This is a genomic window from Nonomuraea spiralis, from assembly GCF_014648435.1.
GTDB classification, from domain to species: Bacteria; Actinomycetota; Actinomycetes; order Streptosporangiales; family Streptosporangiaceae; genus Nonomuraea; species Nonomuraea spiralis.
The window spans coordinates 464,370-485,629 of sequence record NZ_BMRC01000006.1 but is presented as its reverse complement, the minus strand read 5'-3'; the positions used below and the strand labels follow the sequence as shown (position 1 = coordinate 485,629).

17 protein-coding genes are annotated in these 21,260 nt (G+C 70.4%); 11 read left to right on the top strand and 6 right to left on the bottom strand.

The genetic code is table 11. The features are described 5' to 3' along the window. The first annotated feature begins 473 nt into the window (after positions 1-473). Positions 474-707 carry a hypothetical protein gene (locus tag IEZ27_RS18125; RefSeq protein ID WP_189648268.1) on the top strand — a complete coding sequence of 78 codons (234 nt, stop codon included), beginning with the start codon at positions 474-476 and terminating at the stop codon, positions 705-707. A gap of 646 nt (positions 708-1,353) precedes the next feature. On the opposite strand, the gene IEZ27_RS18120 is transcribed toward IEZ27_RS18125, so the two are convergent. Continuing rightward, positions 1,354-2,508: an ROK family transcriptional regulator gene (locus tag IEZ27_RS18120; protein WP_189648267.1), complete on the bottom strand. Its 1,155-nt coding sequence runs from the start codon at positions 2,506-2,508 to the stop codon at positions 1,354-1,356. A 253-nt stretch (positions 2,509-2,761) separates the two neighbouring features. Between IEZ27_RS18120 and IEZ27_RS18115 the strand changes: the two genes are divergently transcribed. From IEZ27_RS18115 to IEZ27_RS18080, 8 genes are all read left to right on the top strand, one after another. Beyond that, the gene (locus IEZ27_RS18115) at positions 2,762-4,372 is read left to right on the top strand and encodes a beta-N-acetylhexosaminidase (RefSeq protein WP_189648266.1); all 1,611 of its coding nucleotides are present in this window, start codon (positions 2,762-2,764) and stop codon (positions 4,370-4,372) included. Beyond that, entirely contained in the window at positions 4,369-6,228 is a 1,860-nt protein-coding gene (locus IEZ27_RS18110; RefSeq protein WP_189648265.1) for an ABC transporter permease, read from the top strand. Before IEZ27_RS18115 ends, IEZ27_RS18110 begins: the two co-directional genes overlap by 4 nt. A gap of 22 nt (positions 6,229-6,250) precedes the next feature. Next, positions 6,251-7,510 carry an extracellular solute-binding protein gene (locus tag IEZ27_RS18105; RefSeq protein ID WP_189648264.1) on the top strand — a complete coding sequence of 420 codons (1,260 nt, stop codon included), beginning with the start codon at positions 6,251-6,253 and terminating at the stop codon, positions 7,508-7,510. 163 nt (positions 7,511-7,673) lie between these two features. Beyond that, positions 7,674-8,795, top strand: a complete 1,122-nt coding sequence (locus IEZ27_RS18100; RefSeq protein WP_189648263.1) for a site-2 protease family protein — start codon at positions 7,674-7,676, stop codon at positions 8,793-8,795. A gap of 176 nt (positions 8,796-8,971) precedes the next feature. After that, positions 8,972-9,904, top strand: coding sequence for a hypothetical protein (locus IEZ27_RS18095; RefSeq protein ID WP_189648262.1), 933 nt, complete (start codon positions 8,972-8,974; stop codon positions 9,902-9,904). Between the two features lie 295 nt (positions 9,905-10,199). After that, a complete protein-coding gene (locus IEZ27_RS18090; RefSeq protein ID WP_189648261.1) occupies positions 10,200-10,964 on the top strand; it encodes a beta-phosphoglucomutase family hydrolase in 765 nt (254 codons plus the stop codon). Further along, complete coding sequence (locus tag IEZ27_RS18085) at positions 10,961-13,336, top strand: glycoside hydrolase family 65 protein (protein ID WP_189648260.1); 2,376 nt, start codon at positions 10,961-10,963, stop codon at positions 13,334-13,336. The genes IEZ27_RS18090 and IEZ27_RS18085 overlap by 4 nt, the downstream gene beginning before the upstream one ends. A gap of 10 nt (positions 13,337-13,346) precedes the next feature. Beyond that, complete coding sequence (locus IEZ27_RS18080; RefSeq protein ID WP_189648259.1) at positions 13,347-14,150, top strand: SDR family NAD(P)-dependent oxidoreductase; 804 nt, start codon at positions 13,347-13,349, stop codon at positions 14,148-14,150. Between the two features lie 27 nt (positions 14,151-14,177). Here IEZ27_RS18080 and IEZ27_RS18075 read toward each other — a convergent pair whose 3' ends face one another. The 5 genes from IEZ27_RS18075 to IEZ27_RS18055 all read right to left on the bottom strand — a co-directional run bounded on the left by IEZ27_RS18075 (position 14,178) and on the right by IEZ27_RS18055 (position 18,166). Beyond that, on the bottom strand, positions 14,178-15,230 hold the full coding sequence (locus IEZ27_RS18075; RefSeq protein ID WP_189648258.1) for an FUSC family protein: 1,053 nt from the start codon (positions 15,228-15,230) through the stop codon (positions 14,178-14,180). 68 nt (positions 15,231-15,298) lie between these two features. Then, positions 15,299-15,445: a hypothetical protein gene (locus tag IEZ27_RS18070; RefSeq protein ID WP_189648257.1), complete on the bottom strand. Its 147-nt coding sequence runs from the start codon at positions 15,443-15,445 to the stop codon at positions 15,299-15,301. Between the two features lie 101 nt (positions 15,446-15,546). Then, positions 15,547-17,001 (bottom strand): rifampin monooxygenase, encoded by a 1,455-nt coding sequence (gene rox, locus IEZ27_RS18065; RefSeq protein WP_189648256.1) that lies wholly within the window; start codon positions 16,999-17,001, stop codon positions 15,547-15,549. Between the two features lie 261 nt (positions 17,002-17,262). Further along, positions 17,263-17,625 (bottom strand): VOC family protein, encoded by a 363-nt coding sequence (locus IEZ27_RS18060; protein ID WP_189648255.1) that lies wholly within the window; start codon positions 17,623-17,625, stop codon positions 17,263-17,265. Positions 17,626-17,761: 136 nt separating this feature from the next. Next, complete coding sequence (locus IEZ27_RS18055; RefSeq protein ID WP_189648254.1) at positions 17,762-18,166, bottom strand: YybH family protein; 405 nt, start codon at positions 18,164-18,166, stop codon at positions 17,762-17,764. Between the two features lie 232 nt (positions 18,167-18,398). Between IEZ27_RS18055 and IEZ27_RS18050 the strand changes: the two genes are divergently transcribed. Together IEZ27_RS18050 and IEZ27_RS18045 are read left to right on the top strand one after the other, a co-directional pair. Further along, positions 18,399-19,973 (top strand): hypothetical protein, encoded by a 1,575-nt coding sequence (locus IEZ27_RS18050; RefSeq protein WP_189648253.1) that lies wholly within the window; start codon positions 18,399-18,401, stop codon positions 19,971-19,973. Positions 19,974-19,994: 21 nt separating this feature from the next. Next, entirely contained in the window at positions 19,995-21,260 is a 1,266-nt protein-coding gene (locus tag IEZ27_RS18045; protein ID WP_189648252.1) for a hypothetical protein, read from the top strand.

Here is a 21,260-nt window from a genome sequence, read left to right as displayed (position 1 = left end):
CGACGGTCCACGAAGCTCACATGTGCATGAGCATGGACGCGCTGGGTGAGCCGTGCAATACGTAGCGGAGGTTGCGGATCGGTATCGGTGCGCGGGCCCCAGGGGTGTCGCCGGGTGTCGTCCTTCCTTTGGCCGGAGGCGGGTCCTCCCTCAGGCCGCAGGATCGACCTCTGGGAGGAGTCCGGGTCGCGATCACTGGCCGAAAATCGGCAGGACGGCATCGGAGATGATCGGGGCATCCGGTGGCCGCCACAGATGCAGGACCCGCTCCTCGCGTACGTCGCGACCTTCACCGCAGGAGTCCATGTGACCCGTCTCCGTCCCGCAATCACCGTCGCGCTGCTGGCCGCGGCCCTCGCGGGGGCAGTGTCCCTGCCGGCCCAGGCGACCGGAAGCGAGTGGTGCACCACCGGCCCGAACGGTCCCGCGTGCCATTCGCCCGGTTGGGGCACCAAGTAGCAGGAAGGATCGTCATGCGTCACGTACGTCGCCTCGTCATCGCCTCGTTGCTGGCCGCCGCATGGGTCGTCCCCGCCACCGTTCCCGCCCAGGCCTCCGCCGAGTGCTATCAGATCTACAACAACAACTACCAGCACCTGATCCAGAAGGGCTGGAGTCACGAGAAGGCGTCCGCCGAGGCGCTCATCGTCTATGAGGAGTGCCTGCGCCTCAACGAGCTTCCCGCGACGGACCACCCGACGGACTGATACCCAGGCGAACTGTTCTGCGGCCGCGCCCCCTCAGCGAGGGCCGCCGCCGGAAGGCCGCTGCGGCGGCGGCCCATGCGTCCCCCATGGGCCGCCGCCCGGACGCGAGGTAAGCGCTCGCGTCCATCGGGCCCCGGGCCGTACGGCCCGGTCGGCGTCCACGGGGCCCACCTCCGGCTCCGGGTTGACGGCCATGCCCCGGAGCCGGACGCGGCCGAGGATCATCCGCTGCGCGATCGGCTCCGCCCGGGGCAGCCTTCACCGCTCAGCGCGAACCGGCTTCCCGAGCTGCGACAGCTTCCCCTCGGGGATCTTCTCCCCGGCCTGAAGCGCCCCCCCGAGGTACGGATCACCGGCCCGCTGCGGGTCGCCCCTCCCTCGTGCCCTGGCGGCAGCCCCGTCCCTACACACGACCTGGCCGTGAAATCCCTCCCGGAGGGGATCGTCACCGCTTCGATGTCGTCTCGCCCGCCCGATGGTGCGCCCGCTTGGGAGCGCGTGCAAGGGCTCCGCGTACGGGGAGGCGCGGTTGGCCACCGACGTGGGTGACACCAGCACCAGCTGCTGACGGCACACCGTCGCAGGGCCCGGCATCGCGCCGGAACCGTACGCGCCGCCTGCCACCGCCTGCCTCCCGGCGCGCGGGTCAGCGGGGTGTGGGGAGGGGGGCGTCCGGGGTGAAGTGCTGGTCGTCGAGGTGGGCGACGGCGTAGTCGATGGCGCCGGTCACCACGCACTCGTCGCCCAGCGTCGAGGCGCGCAGGTCGGGCAGGCGCATGCAGGCGCGTTCCAGGCGGGCGCGCAGCGGCGGCAGCAGTACGTCGGCCGACCGGGAGAACCCGCCGCCCAGCACGACGACCTGCGGGTCGAGCAGCAACACCATCGCGCTCGTGCCGACGGCCAGGTCGCCGGCGTACCGTTCGACCGCGGCGAGCGCCACCGGGTCGCCCGCGCGGGCGGCGGCCAGGGTGTAACCGGCGGCGTCCGCGGGCGGGGTGCCCTCGGGGATGACCGCGCAGCTCTGCAGATGCTCGGAGGCGTCGAACAACCGCGCCTGCGGCAACATGGCGATCTCGCCGGACGCCGCGCCGAACCCGCGGTGCACCTTGCCGTCGATGATGACGGCCGTGCCCATCCGGCGGCCGACGTGCAGGTAGACCGCGTCGGCGACGTCGCGTGCGGCCCCGCGGACCGCCTCGGCCCTGGCGGCCAGGCGGCTGTCGTTCTCGACGAGCACCTCGCAGGGGAACAGCCGGCGCAGGTGCCCGGCCAGGTCGAACCCGGTCCAGGCGGGAACGGCGGCGCAGTACAGGATGCGGCCTTCGGGGGTGATCACGCCGATCGTGCCCGCGGCGAGGACCCAGACGTCCTCGATGGTCTTGCCGCCCAGCGCGAGGCAGCCCGCGACCGCGTGTTCGATCGCGGCCAGCCGTTCGTCGAGGGGGGTGTCCGGCTCCACGGGCCGGCGGGTCTCGGAGATGATCACGCCGTTCAGGTCCGCCAGGGCGGCCCGGATGTTGTGACCTCCGATGTCGAGCCCCACCAGGTGGCCGCTCCCGGCGCGGAACCGGTAGCGGCGGGCCGGTCGGCCGAGCGTGCCCTGTGCGGGCGGGGTCTCCTCCACCCAGCCGAGCCTCATCAGCTCGTCCACGACCTCCTTCGTCGAGGGGCGCGACAATCCGGTCCGTCCGGCCAGGGCCGAGAGTGTCAGGGGTCCGGCGGCGCGCAGTGCCGCGATCGCGGTCAGGACGTTGAGCTGCCTGAGCCGTGACAGCCCGCCGCCGCGGAGTGTGGGGACCATCGTCTCGTCCTAACGCAGGTCTCCTCGATAAGTACGGCACTCATTATGCCCGCCCGGAGCTCCAAGGGTGATCAACGAGGGCTGATACGAGCATAAATGAGCATTGACCCTCCCGTCAGGCCAGTGCTACTAATGAAGTGCTCCTTCGTAAAGGTGGTCGGGCGCAGTTCGGCGCGGACCTCCCGCCGTCGGTCACGCCCGGGAACGCGCCCGAGGCGAAGAGTCTCCTTCATCAGTTCCGAGAGGCCGCCTAATGATCGTCCCCAAGCCCCTGCACCACGAGGTCAGACCGGGCCGCTTCGTCATCGACCGCGACACCGCGCTCACCGCCGATCCCGCGCTCGGCGAGGTCGCCGCCTGGCTGCGCGCCGAGCTCAGCGCGGTCACCGGCGGCGAGCTGCTGCCCGGCGATCCCGGAGCGGCGATGATCAGGCTCGGCCTCGACGACCTGCCCCCCGACGCCTACCGGCTGACCGTCGCGCCCGACGGGGTCGCGCTCGACGCCGGATCAGCGGCCGGCGCGTTCTACGGTGCCCAGACGCTGCGCCAGCTCCTGCCGCCCGCCGCCTTCCGCCGGGCGGGCGCCGGCGGGCCGCTGGAACTGCCGGCCGTCCACGTGGAGGACCGCCCGCGCTTCGCCTGGCGCGGCGCGATCCTCGACGTGGCCCGGCACTTCATGACCAAGGCGGACGTGTTGCGCTTCATCGACCTGATGGCCCTGCACAAGCTGAACGTCCTGCACCTGCACCTGACCGACGACCAGGGCTGGCGCGTCGAGATCAAGCGATACCCGCGCCTCACCGAGATCGGCTCCTGGCGCGAGGAGAGCCAGGTCGGCTGGCTGGGGGAGATGGACGGCCGGCCGCACGGAGGCTTCTACACCCAGGACGACCTCCGCGAGATCGTCGCCTACGCCGCACGCCGCCACATCTCGGTCGTGCCCGAGATCGACCTGCCCGGCCACACCCAGTCGGCCATCGCCGCCTACCCCGAGCTGGGCAACCTCGACACCCCGATCGGCGTGGGCACGACCTGGGGTGTCGGCCACAACGTGCTCAACGTCGAGGACTCCACGATCACCTTCTTCAAGAACGTCTTCGACGAGGTGCTCGACCTGTTCCCCAGCCCGTACGTCTGCGTCGGCGGCGACGAGTGCCCCAAGGAGCAGTGGCGCGACAGCCCGGCGGCCCGCCGCCGCATCGCCGAGTTGGGCCTGCGTGACGAGGAGGAGCTGCAGAGCTGGTTCATCCGCCAGTTCGACGACTACCTGACCGAACGCGGTCGGCGCCTGGTCGGCTGGGACGAGATCCTGGAGGGCGGGCTCGCCCCCGGCGCGGTGGTGGCCTCCTGGCGGGCCGACCTGGGCGCGGTGGCCGCCGCCCGCGCCGGGCACGACGTCATCAACTGCTCCAACACCGCCGTCTACCTGGACTACCGGCAGAGCGAACGCGACGACGAGCCGATGCCGTTCAGGACCGTGCTGACCGTCGAGGACGTCTACGCCTTCGAACCCGTCCCGCCGGAGCTGCGCGGCGACCCGGCCGCGGAACGCGTCCTGGGAGCCCAGTGCGGGGTCTGGACGGAGCTGATCGACTCCACCCGGCACGTCGACTACATGGCCTTCCCCCGGCTGGCGGCGTTCGCGGAGACCGTATGGTCGGGACCCGAACGGGACCTGGACGACTTCCGCCGCCGCCTGGCCGCGCACCTTGAGCGCCTGGACGCGATCGGCGTGGAGTACCGGCGCGAGTCCGGCCCGCTGCCCTGGCAGCGACGCCCCGGGGTGCCCGGCATGCCGGCCGGGCGCGACGAGTGGCAGGCGACGCTCGACTCCTGGACCGCCAACCTCAGGAACGCGCCATGAAGACGCTCGCGGCAGGCCGGATCGCCGACCTGTGGGAGCGCACCGTCCCCTGGCGCTGGCTGACGCCGAGCACGCTGCTTATCGCCGGTGTCGTCGGCTTCCCGGCCCTGTACATGGTCTGGATGTCCTTCCTCGACATCAGCAGGATCGGGCAGGTCAGGGGCATGGCCGGGCTGGACAACTACGCCAGGCTGCTGAAGGAGGACGCGCTCGGCCCGGTGGTCGGCAACACCCTGCTGTGGCTGGTGATCGTCGTCGGGCTGACCATGCTGCTCTCGCTGGCGCTGGCGCAGTTCCTGTCCAAGCCGTTCTTCGGCCGCAAGTTCGTCCGGCTCGCGCTGGTGGTGCCGTGGGCGACCTCGCTGGTGATGACCGCGACCGTGTGGCGCTTCATCTACGAGGGCGGCAACGGGCTGCTCAACCGGCTGCTGATGGACCTGTCGATCATCTCCGCGCCCGTCGACTGGTACAAGGACCCGGCCACCGCCCTGTACGCGATCATGGCGGTCGGGATCATCACCTCGATGCCGTTCACCACGTACGTGCTGCTGTCCGGGTTGCAGACGGTGCCGCACGACGTGCTGGAGGCCGCGCGGATGGACGGCGCGAGCGCGTGGGCGACCTGGCGGCGGGTGACGCTGCCGATCCTGCGGCCCTCGCTCATGATCGCGCTCGTGCTCAACATGTTGCACGTCTTCAACGCGTTCACCGTGATCTGGGTGATCATGGGGAAGACGGCGGGGAACCACGCCGACACGACCGTGACGTGGCTGTACAAGATCGCGTTCACGGCGCAGCTCGACTCGGGCGAGGCGGCGGCGCTCGGCGTGCTCAACGTGGCCTTCCTGCTGCTGCTCATCCTGGCCTTCGTGCTGGTCCTGCGTCCCTATCGCAACCCGGCGGCGGAACCTGCCAAGAAGGAGTCCGCCGGCGGGGAGTCCTCTGTCGAGGAGCCTCCCGCCGTCGCGCCGCGTGTCCCGGCCCCCGCCGGGCGGAGCAGGCCGGTGCTGGTGCGGGCGGGGCGCGAGTGGGCGCGGGTCCGTCCCGTCGTGCTCCCGATCATCGGGTTCGCGGTGGCGCTGTTCTTCCTCGCCCCGTACGCCGCGATGTTGTTCGGCTCGCTCAAGACCGACGCCGAGCTGTTCGCCGTCCCGGCGGACTACCTGCCCAAGAGCTGGGCGTGGTCCAACTACGCCGACGTGTGGCGGCGCATCCCGCTGGCCGACTACTTCCGGGTCAGCCTGACCGTCGCGCTGGCCTCCACGGCCCTGGTGCTGGTGGTCGCCGCGCCCGCCGCCTACGTCCTGGCCCGCTTCAGGTTCAGGGGACGTACGGCGTTCCTCAGCGTGATCCTCGTGACGCAGATGTTCCCCGCCGTCGCGCTGCTCATCGGCCTGTACCGGCAGGCGGTGTTCGTGGACGGCGTGAACAGCTACTTCGTGATCATCGCCATCAACTCGGCCTTCAACCTCGCCTTCGCCGTATGGATCCTGCACGCCCACTTCGGTGCGATCCCGGAGGAGATCGACGAGGCCGCCATGATGGACGGCCTCGGCAAGTTCCGGATCATGCTGCGCATGATCCTCCCGCTGGCCGCGCCGGGCCTCGTCACCGTGATGATCTTCACCTTCATCCAGGTGTGGAACGAGTTCGTCATCGCGCTGACGCTCTTCAACGACCCGGCGGGCGGCCGCGTGCCGCTGACGGTCGGCGTCCAGCAGTTCATCGGCCTGTACGAGACCAACTACCAGTACCTCTTCGCCGCGGCGCTGATGGCGATCGTGCCCGCGGTGATCCTCTTCGCGCTCATCGAGAAGCATCTGGTGAGCGGCCTCACCGCGGGCAGCACCAAGTGACAACGAGAAAGATCGGTGTGAGATGACCCCCACAAGACGACGACGGCTCGGCGGCCTGGCCGCGTTCACCGGTCTCGTTCTCGCGCTGACCGCCTGCGGCGGCGGGTCGGGTGGCAGCTCGGGCGGCGGCGGACAGAACTCCATCAAGCTGGTCGTGGCCCAGTACACCGAGGGCACGCGACCGTACTGGGACGAGCTGATCGCCTCGTTCGAGGCCAAGCACCCCGGCAAGAACGTCGACCTCCAGGTGATCGACTGGGGGAACCTGCAGAGCCAGGTCAACACCATGGTCCAGACCAAGCAGCTCCCCGACCTGCTGAACATCAACGTCTTCGCCGACTACGCCGAGGCCGGCCTGCTCTACCGGGCCGAGGAGGTGGTCTCCAAGGAGGTGCTGGCGGACTTCCTGCCGTCCTTCGCCGAGAACGCCTCCTACGACGGCGCCCAGTACGGCCTGCCGTTCGTCGCCACCGTCAACGGCATGTACTACAACAAGAAGATCCTCAAGGAGGCCGGCCTCGACAAGCCCCCGGCCACCTGGGACGAACTCCGCGCGGCGGTCAAAGCGATCAAGGCGCTGCCCGGCGGGTACGTGCCGTACGCGCTGGCGCTCGGCGCCGAGGCCGGCGGCTACGAGTTCGGCACCTGGCTGCGGGCCGACGGCGGCGACTGGCGTACCGACGGGAAGTGGACCGTCAACGGCGAGCGGGCCGTCGAGACGCTGCAGTTCCTCAAGTCGCTGACCAACGACGGCTACACCCAGCCGAACCCGGGCCAGACCAACCGCGCCGACGGCACCTGGCCGCTGTTCGCGCAGGGCAAGGCGGCCATGGTGTACGCCTCCTTCGGCACGCGGGCCTTCCTCGACCAGGTGGACAAGGCCGGCATCGAGTACGGCACCGCGCCGTTCCCCACCAACAACGGCGCCGAGCAGGCCACGCACGGCATCCAGGACTACCTGATGGCCTTCAAGAAGGACGGCAACCAGCAACTGGTCCGCGAGTTCCTCGACTACTTCTACCAGGCCGACAACTACACCAAGTACCTCAAGGTCGAGGGCCTGCTGCCGACGACCACGTCCGCCTCGGCGCTCATGCGCCAGGACCCGAAGGTCAGCTCCATCGTGGACATGGTGGCCAAGGCCCGCTTCGACCCGACCTCCGAGCCGGTCTGGGCGGAGTTGCGCGGCACGCTGGCCGCCGAACTGGGCGCCGCGCTGGCCCCCGCAAGCGACCCGCGTGCCGTGCTGACCAAGTTCCAGCAGATCACCGACCACTCCTGACCGCTCCGCCCGCCCCCCGCCGTCTCAGTGGGCCGCGCGGCGGGGTGACGGGCCACGCACCCAGAGGTACCGGCACCGGGTGTGATCGCCTGCGGGTCAAATTTGGGCGATGAGGATCTAAGTGCTCTACCGGTAAGTACCGCCGCCGCTGGACGATGACGACGTGAGAGGGACATTCTCGCTGGGCGCCGTCGCCGGGGTCCCGGTGCGCGCGCACTGGTCGGTGCTCGGTCTCGCGGCGCTCATCGTGGTGCTGCTCGGCGATGCCGTGCTCCCGCGGGCCGTACCCGGGCTCGCGCGGGGGCAGTACTGGTCGACGGCCGTGGTCGGCGGATGCGTGTTCATGTTGTCCCTGCTGATCCACGAGATGGCCCACGCGCTGGTCGCGCGGTGGTGCGGTCTCAAGGTCGGGTCGATCACCGTGTGGGGCCTCGGTGGTTACACCGAGGTGGAGGAGAAGGCGAAGAACCCGCGCGTCGAACTGGTGGTGGCGGCGGCGGGACCGCTGGCCAGCGTGGCCCTCGGCGGGCTGGGCTTCCTCGTACTCATGATCATCCCCGGCAAGAGCCTGACGGCCTCCGCGGTGACGTGGCTCTCCAGCATGAACCTGCTGATCGGCGCGTTCAACCTGCTGCCGGGCGCCCCGCTGGACGGCGGGCGCGTCCTGCACGGGCTGCTGTGGTGGCGGTTCAAGGACCGCTCGCGCGCGGACCGGGCGTCGGCGCGGGCGGGACATTTCGTCGGTACGACGCTGGTCGCGGCAGGGCTGTTCGGCACCGTGTTCGCGGGCTGGCTCGGCGGCCTGTGGCTGGTGCTCGTGGGCTGGTTCATCGTCGCCGCCGCCCGTCAGGAACTCACCGTCACGATCGCCTCCGCGGGACTGCGCGGCATGCTGGTACGTGAGGTCATGACCGCGGATCCGGACCGGGCGCCCGCGTGGATGACGGTGGGGGAGTTCATCGGGAAGACCGCGCTCACCTCCCGCCAGTCGATCTTCCCGGTCGTCGACCTCACCGGCGCCCCGATCGGCAGCGTCACGCTGGCCGCCCTGATGGCGGTGCCCCGCCAGAGCCGCGGCGTCACCCGGATCGATGCACTCCCGACCCGGCGTCCCGTACGAGCCGTGGAAGCCGGCGGCGAGGCCACCGAACTGCTTCAGCCCGCGGGAGGGCAGCTGATCGCGGTGGTCGAGGCCGGGGTCCTGGTCGGCATGGTGACCGCCGCGGACCTGGACCGGATCGTCGGCCAGGCGATCCTGAGAGCCGGACCGGACACGGCGGACTGATCCCCCGGGCCGGTCCCGGCCTCAACTCCCGGCCGGCCTGTTCGACCGGATTTCGTAAGCACGAGGCTAAGTATTCTCATGCTGCCGAAAGGGCTCGGAGAATGGTGATGCCCCAAATGCCCGTTTTCGTTTTTATGCCCTATAAGTCGTACGTGTAGTGCTTATTGGCCCCGGGGATGACAAATCCAGCTATTCGCTACTCAACCACCATGAGTCCTTTCGGGGGAGATAGTTCTATGCAGGCAACCAGGGCCTACCGGGTTATCGGGGGCGCCGTTCTCACGGCTGCCGCGTTCGCGGCCGGAACACCAGCGGCCGGCGCGAATGTCGCCAACGTGCCATGCGCCGGGGCCGCGCTGGTCAACGCGATCAACACCGCCGCGCCGGGCGCCACACTCTTTCTGACGCCCGGCTGCACGTACGTCCTGAACAATTCGACCGGTCCGCTGCCCTCCATCAACACGCCCCTCACCATCCACGGCCAGAACAGCACGATCCGGCGGGACCCGACGGCGGCCCCGTTCCGCCTGTTCACCGTCAACACCAACTTCAACCTTGACCGGGTCAAGCTCATGGGAGGTGACGCGACGACCTCCCCGGGAGGATTCGGCGGAGCCGTCGCGGTCAACAACGGAACCACGAACCTCGACCGAATTCTTGTCCTCAAGAACACCGGCACATTCTCCGGCGGCATCGGCGGCATCGGCGGAACCATCGTCAACGTGTCGAACAGCACTATTCAGTTCAACTCGGTGACCAGGAACGGCGGCGGCGCGGCCAATGACGGTCGGATGACCTTCACCAACAGCGTCATCAACAACAACCGCGCCGGAGAAAGAGGCGGAGGGATCGCGAACGACGGGATCCTCACCGTGATCCGCAGTGTCATCAACGACAACACGGCCAACGTCGGGGGAGGCGTGGCGAACTTCGGGCCCGGCACCGTGACGATCAGCCGTAGCGTGATCAACAACAACAGGGCGAACAACGCCCCGGGCGGGATCGACAACGAGGGCGCTCCCGGCTCCGTGACGCTGACGGCCTCGGTCGTACGGGGCAACGTCCCGACCAACTGCTCACCCACACCGGTCCCGGGCTGCATCAACTAGGTGCATCGGCTTGAGGGTGTCCACCCTCGGGTCATGACCACCGAACCGGCCACGCCGACCACACCGTCGGCGTTGCCGGCAGGGCGGGGTGACCCGACCGTCACGCCTCCGGCGGCAGGCGACCCCGCGGAACCAGGGCGCCGCCGGCACGGCAACCGCCGAGATCGAAGTCGATGAGAGCGGCCCCACTGCACCGTCCCGCGGGTGGGTCCCGGCGGCTCGGCGAGACGCGGTGAGAAGTGGAGGTGGAGGGGTAGGCGCAGGTGGGGGCCGGGGGACGGTGAACGGAGGATCCATGCTGGGGCTGCCTGAGGGCATCCGGGGGTGCCTGTTCGACATGGACGGCGTGCTGACGCGCACCGCCACCGTGCACGCCAGGGCGTGGAAGACGATGTTCGACGACTTCCTGCGGGCCTGGGCCGAGAAACACGGGACCGAGTTCGTGCCCTTCGACGCGGTCGCCGACTACGACCGCTACGTCGACGGCAAGAAACGGCTGGACGGCGCGCGGAGTTTCCTTCAGTCGCGAGGCATCGGCCTGCCGGAGGGGACGCCGGACGACCCGCCCGGCACGATGACCGTGTACGGGCTGAGCAACCGGAAGAACGCCCTCGTGCAGGCCATCATCGACAAGGAAGGCGTGGACGTGTTCCCGGGTTCGGTCCGCTACCTGGCCGCGGTCCGGGACGCGGGACTGCGCCGGGCGGTCGTGTCCTCCAGCGCCAACACCGAGCAAGTCCTCGCGGCCGCCGGGCTCGCCGCGCAGTTCGAGGCCCGGATAGACGGCGTGGTCGCCCGGGAGCGCCACCTCGCGGGCAAGCCGGCTCCGGACATGTACCTGGCGGGCGCCGAGGCGCTGGGCCTGGCCGCGGCCGAGGCGGTGGTGTTCGAGGACGCCCTGGCGGGAGTGGCCGCCGGACGGGCGGGCGGATTCGGCTTCGTCGTCGGCGTCGACCGGACGGGACAGGCGGACGCGTTGCGCGACCACGGCGCCGACGTCGTGGTCAACGACCTGGCCGACCTGCTGGGCCGGGGCAGGTCGTCGCGGAGGGCCGGATGATCCGGCACCCCGCGTTCACGGTCGAGCCGTGGGCGGTCCGGGAACGGCACCTGGACCTGCGGGTGCTGGCGCAGACCGAGTCGGTGTTCACGCTGTCCAACGGGCACATCGGGCTGCGCGGCAACCTGGACGAGGGCGAGCCGAACGGCGAGCCGGGCACCTACCTCAACGGGTTCTACGAGGGGCGGCCGCTGCCGTACGCGGAGGCGGGCTACGGGTACCCCGAATCCGGGCAGACGGTGGTGAACGTCACCAACGGCAAGGTGATCCGGTTGCTGGTCGGCGACGAGCCCTTCGACCTGCGGTACGGAACGCTGCACCGGCACGAACGCGTTCTCGACCTGCGCGCCGGAACCCTGACGCGCACGGCCCACTGGAGCTCCCCGACCGGGGCCCCGGTCCGGATCAGGTCCACCCGGCTGGTGTCCTTCACCCATCGCGCGGTCGCCGCCATCCTGTACGAGGTCGAGGCCGTCGACCGGCCGCTGCGCGTCGCCGTGCAGTCGGAGCTCATCGCCAACGAGACCCAGACCTACGCGGGCGGCGACCCACGCGCCGGAGCCCCGTTGCAGGCGCCGCTGGTCGCGGAGGAGAACGTCCCCAGCAGCGAGGGAACGGCGATCATGGTCCATCGCACCCGGACCAGCGGCCTGCGCGTGGCCGCCGGGATGTGCCACGAGATCGACGGGCCGGACGGCACCCTGGTCGAGGCGCAGGGTACCGACGACGTCAGCCGGGTCACCGTGGCCACCCGGCTGACGCCCGGCCAGACGTTGCGGCTCGTCAAGTTCTTCTCCTACGGGTGGTCGGCGCAGCGCTCGCGGGCCGCGCTGCACGACCAGGTGGCCGGGGCGCTGGCGTCCGCCCGCCTGGACGGATGGGACGGCCTGTACGCGGACCAGCGGCGTTTCCTCGACGACTTCTGGCAGGGCGCGGACGTCGAGGTGGAGGGCGACCCCGAGGTGCAGCAGGCGGTCCGCTTCGGGCTGTTCCACCTGCTGCAGTCGGCCGCGCGCCTGGAAGAGCGTGCCATCCCGGCCAAGGGCCTGACCGGCTCCGGCTACGACGGGCACGCCTTCTGGGACACCGAGATCTTCGTACTGCCGGTGCTCACCTACACCCATCCGACGGCCGTCGCGGACGCGCTGTCGTGGCGGCGGACCACGATCCCCCTGGCACGGGCCCGCGCCAGGCAACTCGGCCTGCACGGCGCCGCCTTCCCCTGGCGGACCATCCACGGCGAGGAGTGCTCCGGCTACTGGCCCGCCGGAGCCGCGGCCTTCCACATCAACGCCGACATCGCGCACGCGGTCATCCAGTACGTCGACGCCAGCCAGGACATGTCGTTCGAACGGCAGACCGGCCTGCCGCTGCTGGTCGAGACGGCCCGGCTGTGGTGCGCGCTCGGCCACCACGACGCCGCCGGACGCTACCGCATCGACGGTGTGACCGGCCCCGACGAGTACACCGCCGTGGTCGACGACAACGCGTACACGAACCTGATGGCCCAGCGGAACCTCCGCGCGGCGGCCGAGGCCGCGGCCCGCCATCCGGAGCAGGCGAAGCGGCTCCAGGTCACCGCGGAGGAGACCCGCCGCTGGTGTGACGCGGCGGAGGCGATGTCCGTGCCGTACGACGAGCGGCTGGGGGTTCACCAGCAGTGCGAGGGCTTCACCGAGCACGCGCTCTGGGACTTCGCCGCCACCGGGGCCGGGCAGTACCCGTTGCTGCTGCACTTCCCGTACTTCGATCTCTACCGCAAGCAGGTGGTCAAGCAGGCGGACCTGGTGCTCGCCATGCATCTGCGCGGGGACGCCTTCACGGCCGACCAGAAGTCCCGAAATTTCGCCTATTACGAGGCGCTGACCGTACGCGACTCGTCCCTGTCGGCCTGCACCCAGGCGGTGATCGCCGCGGAGGTGGGCCATCTGGAGCTCGCCTATCGCTATCTCGGCGAGGCGGCCCTGATGGATCTGGAGGATCTGGAGAAGAACACCGTGGACGGCGTGCACATGGCCTCGCTGGCCGGCGCGTGGATCGCCCTCGTCGCGGGCTTCGGCGGAATGCGCGCGGGACACGGACGGCTCTGCTTCGCCCCGTCCCTTCCGGCCGACATCACCCGGCTGGCCTTCCGGCTGCGCTACCGCGGCAGCCTGCTGAGCGTCGTCGCCACCCGGGAGGCGACGTCGTACCGGCTGCTGCACGGGCCGCCGCTCGCCTTGACCCACCACGGCGAGCAGATCCACCTGGACCGGACGGAGATCACCCGGCTCAACCCGCAGCGGCCGGCGCCGGAACAGGAGATCCACCAGCCACCCGGCCGCGAGCCAGCCCGCCGCCATCAGCCGCCCGCCACCGCCGCCGCCGAGTGAGGAACCGTTCATGGACCGTCTGAAGGACAGGGCCGCACTGATCACCGGCGCGGGCAGCGGCATCGGCCGCGCCGCCGCGCAGCTGATGAGCGCGCAGGGCGCGCTGGTCGCCGTGGCCGACCGTGATCGGAGCGCCGTCGAGGAGACGGGCCGGCTGATCGAGTCCGCCGGCGGCCGCGCGCTGGCGATGACGGTCGACGTCACGGACGAGGGCTCGGTGGCCGACATGGTGAGCGCCACCGTGCACGAGTTCGGCCGCCTGGACGTGCTCTGCAACCATGTCGGCGGCACGAACCCGCGCCTGGACCTGGACCTGATGCGGCTGGACATGGCCGAGTTCGATCGTGCCGTCGACCTCAACGTACGCAGCACGCTGCTGGGCACCCGGCACGCCCTTCCCCACATGATCCAGGGCGGCGGCGGCTCGGTCATCAACACCGCCTCGGTGGCGGGCCTGATGGGAGACGTCCTGCAGATCTCGTACGGCGCGGTGAAGGCCGCCGTCATCAACCTCACGAAGTCGATCGCCGTGCAGTACGGCCCGGACCGCGTCCGCTGCAACGCCGTGGCGCCGGGAGCGGTGGTCACGCCCGCGCTCCTGGACAACCTGCCCCAGGAGGTCGTCGAGGGGCTCAAACGTACGAACGCCCTGCCCTATCTCGGCAGCCCGGAGGACATCGGCCACACCATGGTCTTCCTCGCCTCCGACGAATCGCGGTACATCACCGGCCAGCTCTTCGTCGTCGACGGCGGGATGACGATCCAGTCCCCGGCCGCGCCGGGCCGCAAGGCCATGCTCCCGCCCCGTCGCTGACCCGCGGCCGTGCGTGCCGCTCCCGCCCTACGCGCGGCGCAGGCGTGCGCGGAACCAGTCGGGGGCCATGAGGAGCAGGCCGACGCCGGAGCCGATCGCGGTCTCGGCGAGCCGTTCCAGCAACAGCGGACCGGTGATCGGCATGATGAAGGACATGCTCATGAACACCATGACGGTGATGAAGACGAGCGCGAGCGCGTAGGCGTTCACGACGAAGAGCTGCGTGAAGAACTGGCAGACGACCATGATCACGATGATCGGCGCGGGCTGGAGCCGGAGCGGCTCCAGCAGCCAGACGACCCCCAGCCCGACCGCCGTGCCGATGACCCGTTCGATCGCGTGCGCGGCCGAGGGCCGGGCCCGCGCCGGGGCGATCACGCAGACGACCGTGAGGACCGCCCAGTACGGATGCGCGCCCCCCAGCGCCACGCCGATCGCGTAGGCGAGGGCGGCTCCGGCCACGTTCTCCGCGACGGCCCGCCACACCAGCGGGTCCCGCAACACAGTCCGGTCGACGACCGGCACCCGGCTCAGGTCCTTGAAGAACGGGCGGAAGACCCGGCTCGACGTCTCAGCGTGCCCCGGCCAGGCACGCCTGACCACCCATCCGGACAGGCTCAGCAACCACGCGAGCACGGTCGCCGCCGCGGCGACCCCGGCGCGCAGCCCCACCTCCCCGGGCGGCGTCGGGATCGCCGCGCAGATGAGCAGAGCGATGACGTCGAAGAACGGCGGCGCCGGCACGAGGCCCATCATCGTGTTCACGACGACCCCGCCCACCAGGACCAGGAGCGTCACCACCCCGGTCACCGCCAGGGGCGCCGAGGTGGCCGAGAGCAGGATCCCGGCGACGATCGCGACGAGGATGCCCGCCCCGGCGACGCCCACGGTCCGCGCCCGGACCCGGTAGGGCTCGTTGAACCCGTACACCGCGCAGAACGCGCCGAACATGCCGTACGAGGCGAGGTCCAGCCGCCCGGCGCAGGCCAGGGCGACGAGCACGATCCCGAGCGTGACCGCCGTCCGCGTGGCCACCTCGACGCCGTGCACCCATGGCCGCCCCGCCGGCTTCGTCCGCACGTCCCCATTCTCGGAGAGGCCGGGACGGGGATCCGGGAGCGACATCCGCGAGCCGGTTCGCGGGAAGGTCAACCGGCGAAGGGGAGGACCAGGTTGTACGTGACGGCGACGACGCTGAACAGCAGCGCGCGGACCGTGGTCAGGGTGTGGGCCGCCCGGCCCCTGAACGTCCACCAGCCCTTCGGTGGCGCTGGAAGTCCTTCCGAGAGCGACACCGGGGGACATCGCCGAGCAGTGCGAACCTCCGCCTCCCTCACAGGAGGGAGAGCGGCTCGGAGACACGGGTGAGGGCGGCCGCTTTCAAGGGCGAGCGGAATCAGCCGGCGGGCTCGCCGAACCAGCGGGCGAGGTGGTCGTCCAGGTCCCGCTGATCGTCGCCGATCCAGGCGACGTGGCCGTCGGGGCGCAGCAGGAGGCCGGGAACGTCCACCGCCGCGGTGGGATCGGCGAGCTGGTCGACCCGGTCCGCCCAGCCGCCGACGGTCAGGCGTTCGGTACGGTCCAGCAGCAGGCCGCGGCCACGATGCAGCAGACCGTACAGACGGCCCGCCTTGACGTCGATGTCGCGCAGGCGGCGGCCGAGCAGGTCGGGGCCCGCGCCGAAGTCGTAGCGGACGCCGATCGCGGTGATCTTCTCGATCAGGTGGCGGTTCACCTCCTCGAAGTCCATGAGTTCGGTGAGCAGCCTGCGCACGGCCTGCGGGCCCGGTTCGGCGGACAGCAGTTCCATCTGGGCGCGGGTGTTGTCCAGCACGTCCTCGGCGACCGGATGGCGTTCGGCCTGGTAGGTGTCCAGCAGCGGTTCCGGCGCCCAGCCGCGGACCTGCGCGGCCAGCTTCCAGCCGAGGTTGAACGCGTCCTGAACGCCCAGGTTGAGGCCCTGTCCGCCGATGGGGGGATGGATGTGCGCCGCGTCGCCGGCCAGCAGCACCCGCCCGGCCCGATACCGCTCGGCCAGCCGGGTGGCGTCGCCGAAGCGGGACAACCAGCGCGGGGAGTGCACGCCGAAGTCGGTCCCGGCGACGGCGCGCAGCTGCCGCCGGAAATCATCGAGGGTGGGCGGTTGCGCGCGATCGCCGACCTCCGCGGCGGGGACCACCACGCTGTAGATCCCCTCGCCGAAGGGCCGGAGCCAGAAACGGTGATGGGTCCGGCCGAGGTCGCGCACCCTGGCGGTGATCTCCTCCTGCGGCACGCCCACCTCCATCTCGCCCATGAGCGTGTCGGTCCTGGAGGGCTCGCCGGGGAAGCCGACGCCGAGCAGTTTGCGTACCGTGCTGCGGGCGCCGTCACAGCCGACGAGGTAGCGCGCACGCAGTCGTTGCCCGTCGGCCAGCTCTACGGTCACGCCCTCGTCGTCCTGCGCGAGACCGGTCACCGTACAGCCGTGCCGGACCTGCGCGCCCAGTTCGATCGCGTGCTCCTCGAGCAGGCGTTCGATGACCGGCTGCGGGATGCCCAGCAGATAGGCGTGCGCGGAGTCCAGGCCCTGGGGGGCGGGTTTGTGGATGGCGGCGAAGAAGCCGCCGGCCGGACGCCGTCTTCCGTGCTGGAGAACGCGGTCCAGGAGTCCGCGCATCGCCATCAGTTCGAGGCTGCGAACGTGCAGACCGACGATGCGGACGTACGACTTGGGCTCGGTCTCCTTCTCCAGCACGAGCACCCGTACGCCGTGCAGCCGCAGTTCGGCGGCCAGCATCGCGCCGGTCGGCCCGCACCCGGCGATGATCACGTCGTTCGACGCAGGTCCGGCGGTGACTTGAGAGTTCATCGGTGTTGCCCCTTCGGGAGTGCCTTGTGGCTCGGCGCTCCCGGCGACACCTACGTCAGTCGCCGGCCGTGACGGGAAGGGGGAGCACCCGCATCGATACGTCGTTCATGGGGCTCACCTCCTCGGGCGATGTCACGGTCGCTCGCAAGCTACAAGCCCGCGCGTCATCCCGTCCAACCATTTTCCGGCCACGTGTCCACGACCCCGGACACGCCCTCAGCGAATCCGGGGCCGCGGTCCGTAGGGATCCGCCCTGGCCTGTCACTTCTTGGAGATCATGACCTCGTGGCCGTCCGGGTCGGTGGCCTTGATGTAGGTGCCCCAGGGCTCCTTCACCGGGTCGGTCACGGTGACGCCGGCCGCGCGCAACTGACGCACCGTCTCGTCGATGTCGTCGCAGGCGAAGGTGAGGTACGCGCCCTCACCCGGCTTCTTGCCGAACGCCTCCGCGCTGTGCAGGGTGATCGAGGTCTGCCCGTCCGGCGGTCTGACCTCGACCCAGCGCGCTCCCGGCCACATCTCGGCGTCGACGGTCTTGGCGAAGCCGAGTTTGTCGACATAGAAGTCCACCGACCGCTGCTGGTCGGCCACGTACATGACGGCGACGTTGACATGGGTGATCATAAATATGTCCTTTGCCGGCTCGGCCGCATCGGATGTCGGCGGTGGTGCACGGCGCCCGGCCCGGGTCCGGGTCCGGGCCTGGCCCAGCGCGACATGCAGGAGTGTATGTGAGGAATCCGGGTCGGAGGGGGATCCGTCAGGCTGTGCCGTGGGGGTTGTCGATGACGTAGCGCCACCGGCCGTCGGGGCCGCGGCGGACGACGTCGGTCGCGGTGCCGCTCATGTCGATCTCGCTGCCGTCGCCTGCCGTGCCGCGCATGGACCAGTCGACGACGAGCAGGGCGATGTCGCCGGCCACGTACGTGTGCCTCGTACGGGCCTCGATCGGCAGCCCGAAGCTCTGCAGGTGCTGGTTGGCGGCGAGGCGCGCGGGGCCGGTGACGGGATGGCCGGGCACCGGTACGAGGACCGCGCCGTCCTCGTAGACCTGGTCGAGTGCGTGAGGATCACCGGCGTTCATGGCTGCGGCGTACCGGGCCACGGGGCCGTCGGGGTCTCCGGCGAGAAGCATCTGAGGCTGGGAATTGTCATGACTACTCATGACAAAATGATCATATCACATTTCAGCCCCTCGCCGGGGCGGCTCGGGGGTTCCGCGCCGCCTGCCGGACGGCTTGTCGTCGGTCGGCATCAGAGCACGAATGAGAAGAGAGAGTCGTAGACGAACCAGGGGGAAAGCGCCCGGCGGCGTGTCACAAATCGGACGTTGGCACACTCCCGCTGGAGTGCTTGTGTTGAGGCCACCATCGTTTCACCAGGGGCGGGAGCATACGATGGATCTCAAGAACATGATGGCTCGGGTGATAGACGAGCTCTATTCCGGTCTCACCGGAGGGGACGCGGAAATCCCCCTGCCCGGCAACATGGTCATCAATTTCATCCAACCCGGAATGGTCTTCCACCCGAGCGAATTCGACTTCGCCGTCGCGGGCCCCTTCTCGGGTCCGTCGCCGCTGACCCTCGACTTCTTCAGGAAGCTGGCCGAGACCATCCAGGGCGACAACCCCGAAATCGCCCGCGAGGAGGTCATCAAACAGGCGAAGGCCATGTACCAGGGGTTCCTCCTGGGCACCTGGGAGAACTGGTCCAGGCTCGTCGACTTCATCCCCCTCGTCCAGCCCGGCCCGGCGCAACACAGCTGGCGGCTCGACCGTGACCAGGGCAGACAGCGGCACGCCCAGGTGGTGTACGGGCAGGAGGGCCGTACCCTCTCCCAGGTCTACGGCGACGTGCTCTCGCTCTGCGAGGTGGCCGACGACGAGCTCAGCCCGGAGAAGCTGGCGCTCATCCAGAAGATGCGCGCCCTGCTCCAGGAGACCGTGGAGACGACCGACTTCCTGACCGGCGAGAAGCGTACGGTCATCCAGGAGTCGCGCATCCTGAAGACGTACGCCGACTACCGCACACGCTACGAGAACGCCGTCATCGACTACGCCGGCAGGCTCGCCCGTTCCCAGTCGGGATCGGCCGCCGACCTCATCGAGTGGTCGCGCAGCGGCGGGATCTACCGTTCGCGGGCCCAGCGGGCCAGGGCCGACTGGGAGGCACAGGGCTACAAGAACGACGTCGAACGGGCCCAGGCCGTCCTCGACCAGATCCTCGGCACGAGCATGGTGCAGTGGGTGGCCAAGCTCCGTTCCGACGTCGACGCGATCGAGGACAACGTCCAGGGCGCGTTCGGCTACCCCTTCTTCCCCGCCACCGTGGTGCCGGGGAGCTTCGCCAGGAACGACGGCTGGACCACGTTCAAGAACCTTGAGCTGCACTCGTCGAGCCAGTACACCGCCAGCTCGCGGGGCGGCGCCGCGCACGCGGGCTTCCCCCTCGGGATCGTCAACTTCTCCGGCGGCGGCAGCGCCGGTCAGACCGAGACGGACCTGAGGTTCAAGTCCAGCACGTTCGGCATGGAGTTCGAGTACACCCAGGTCGAGATCGTGCGGCCGTGGTTCAACCCCGGCTTCTTCGCCTCGCGCGGCTGGCGGCTCAAGACCGAGTTCGTGGACAGGTACCGTACCGATCGGCTCTCGGACGGCAAGGCGGAGCAGCCGGCCGGCGCCCTGGTGGGCTACCCGACCAAGGCGCTGTTCGTCCGCAACCTCACCTTCCACTCCAGCGACCTGGCCGGCTATATGCACACCAAACGCGACGACATCGTCGCCGGCGGCGCGGTCGCCATCGGACCCTTCGTGGTCGGCGGCGGCTACCACCAGTCGCGGGTCAGCCGCGAGTCCGCCTTCGACCTGACCGACACCTCGATCACGATGCGCGGACTGCAGCTCGTGGCCTTCATGAGCGCGCTGACCCCGATGGGCCCCGACCCTTCGCCGAACGTCAAGAAGTGGCTCTGACCACCGATGCTCCCCGACGGCATGCACGTCGCGATCGCCGCCTGGATCGACGCCCGTCGAACCTATCCAGGCTTCCTGTCGGTGCCGCCGCGGCCGCTGCCGATCCAGCCCTCACTGCTGGAGGCGCTGGTGACGCGGCAGAATCCGGCGGTGGAGGCCGACTTCGCGCTGATGGCCAACTTCGTCCCGCGCCGAGGTCGCCCCGCCGAGCCGTACGGTCCGGCGCGTGCTCTCTGGATCGTCCACCGGGAGACGCTCGCCGGCATGCGGTTCGCGCTGGAGCCGCTGACTCCCGAGGAGGCCGCGGCGCTGGCTCGGGCCCGGGCGCTGCTCTACCCGCCCGACGCCTCGGGACGGCCGGCTATCTCGGAGAAGCTGCTGGCCTACCGCGAGATGAAGGCCGTGGTGGACCGGCTGGAGCTGGACCGGCGGCCCGCCGACGAGATCGAACAGGCGTACGCCGACTGGCTGGTGCTCGGGTTCAAGTCCGAGGTGGAGAGCGCGCTGGCGCTGCTGGCCCGGCTGGCCCGGCGCTCGTCGGTCGACGACGCCGTACGCGAGCGCGGCGACCTGGCGGAGGAGGCCCTGCCCAGGGCGGGGGAGGTGAGCTTCGCGCCGACGTACTTCGCGCCGCTGGCCGCCGTCCAGGAGGCGACCTGGGCGAGGAACGCGGTCTCCTTCTCCGAGCTGCGCGCCGCCGTACCCGGCGAGCTGACGGGGCTGGGTGGCACCTTCCTCAGCAGCCAGGCCGAGGGGACCTGCGAGTTCGGCCACACCGTGCTGGAGCTCGGCCGGCCCTGGTTCTCCGCGAGCCTCTACGAGGCGGACGACTGGCGGCTCGCGCCCGGTGAGATCGTCTCCGACGGCTTCGGCGGCGCCGGGCGCATGCCGGGGTACGTGCAGTCGGTCTACGTCGTACGCCCGCAGGCCGGCGGCGGCAAAGGGGTGAGCGGGCCGTCCCGGCCGATCGTCGCGCGCCCGCCGGTCGACGGCCCGGCCTTCCCACGGCCGGGCGTCGTGGGCGGCCTCCGGCCAGGTGTCATGGGCGGTCCGCTGCCGCGGGTGGACCGGCCGCCGGTCGTGATCGGGCCGCCCCGGCCGGTCTCGTGGGGTTCGCCCGTACTGAGACGTGCCGACTGGATCGAGCAGATCGACCGGATCAGGAAGCTGGCCCGGCTCGGCACCGCCACCCCCGTGCCGTCCGCGCCGTCGGAGTGCCTGGTCGTGGGGTTCGGCTGCGCGCAGCTGCCGTCCTCACCCCGCCCGAACCCCGCCTACACCTGGTGA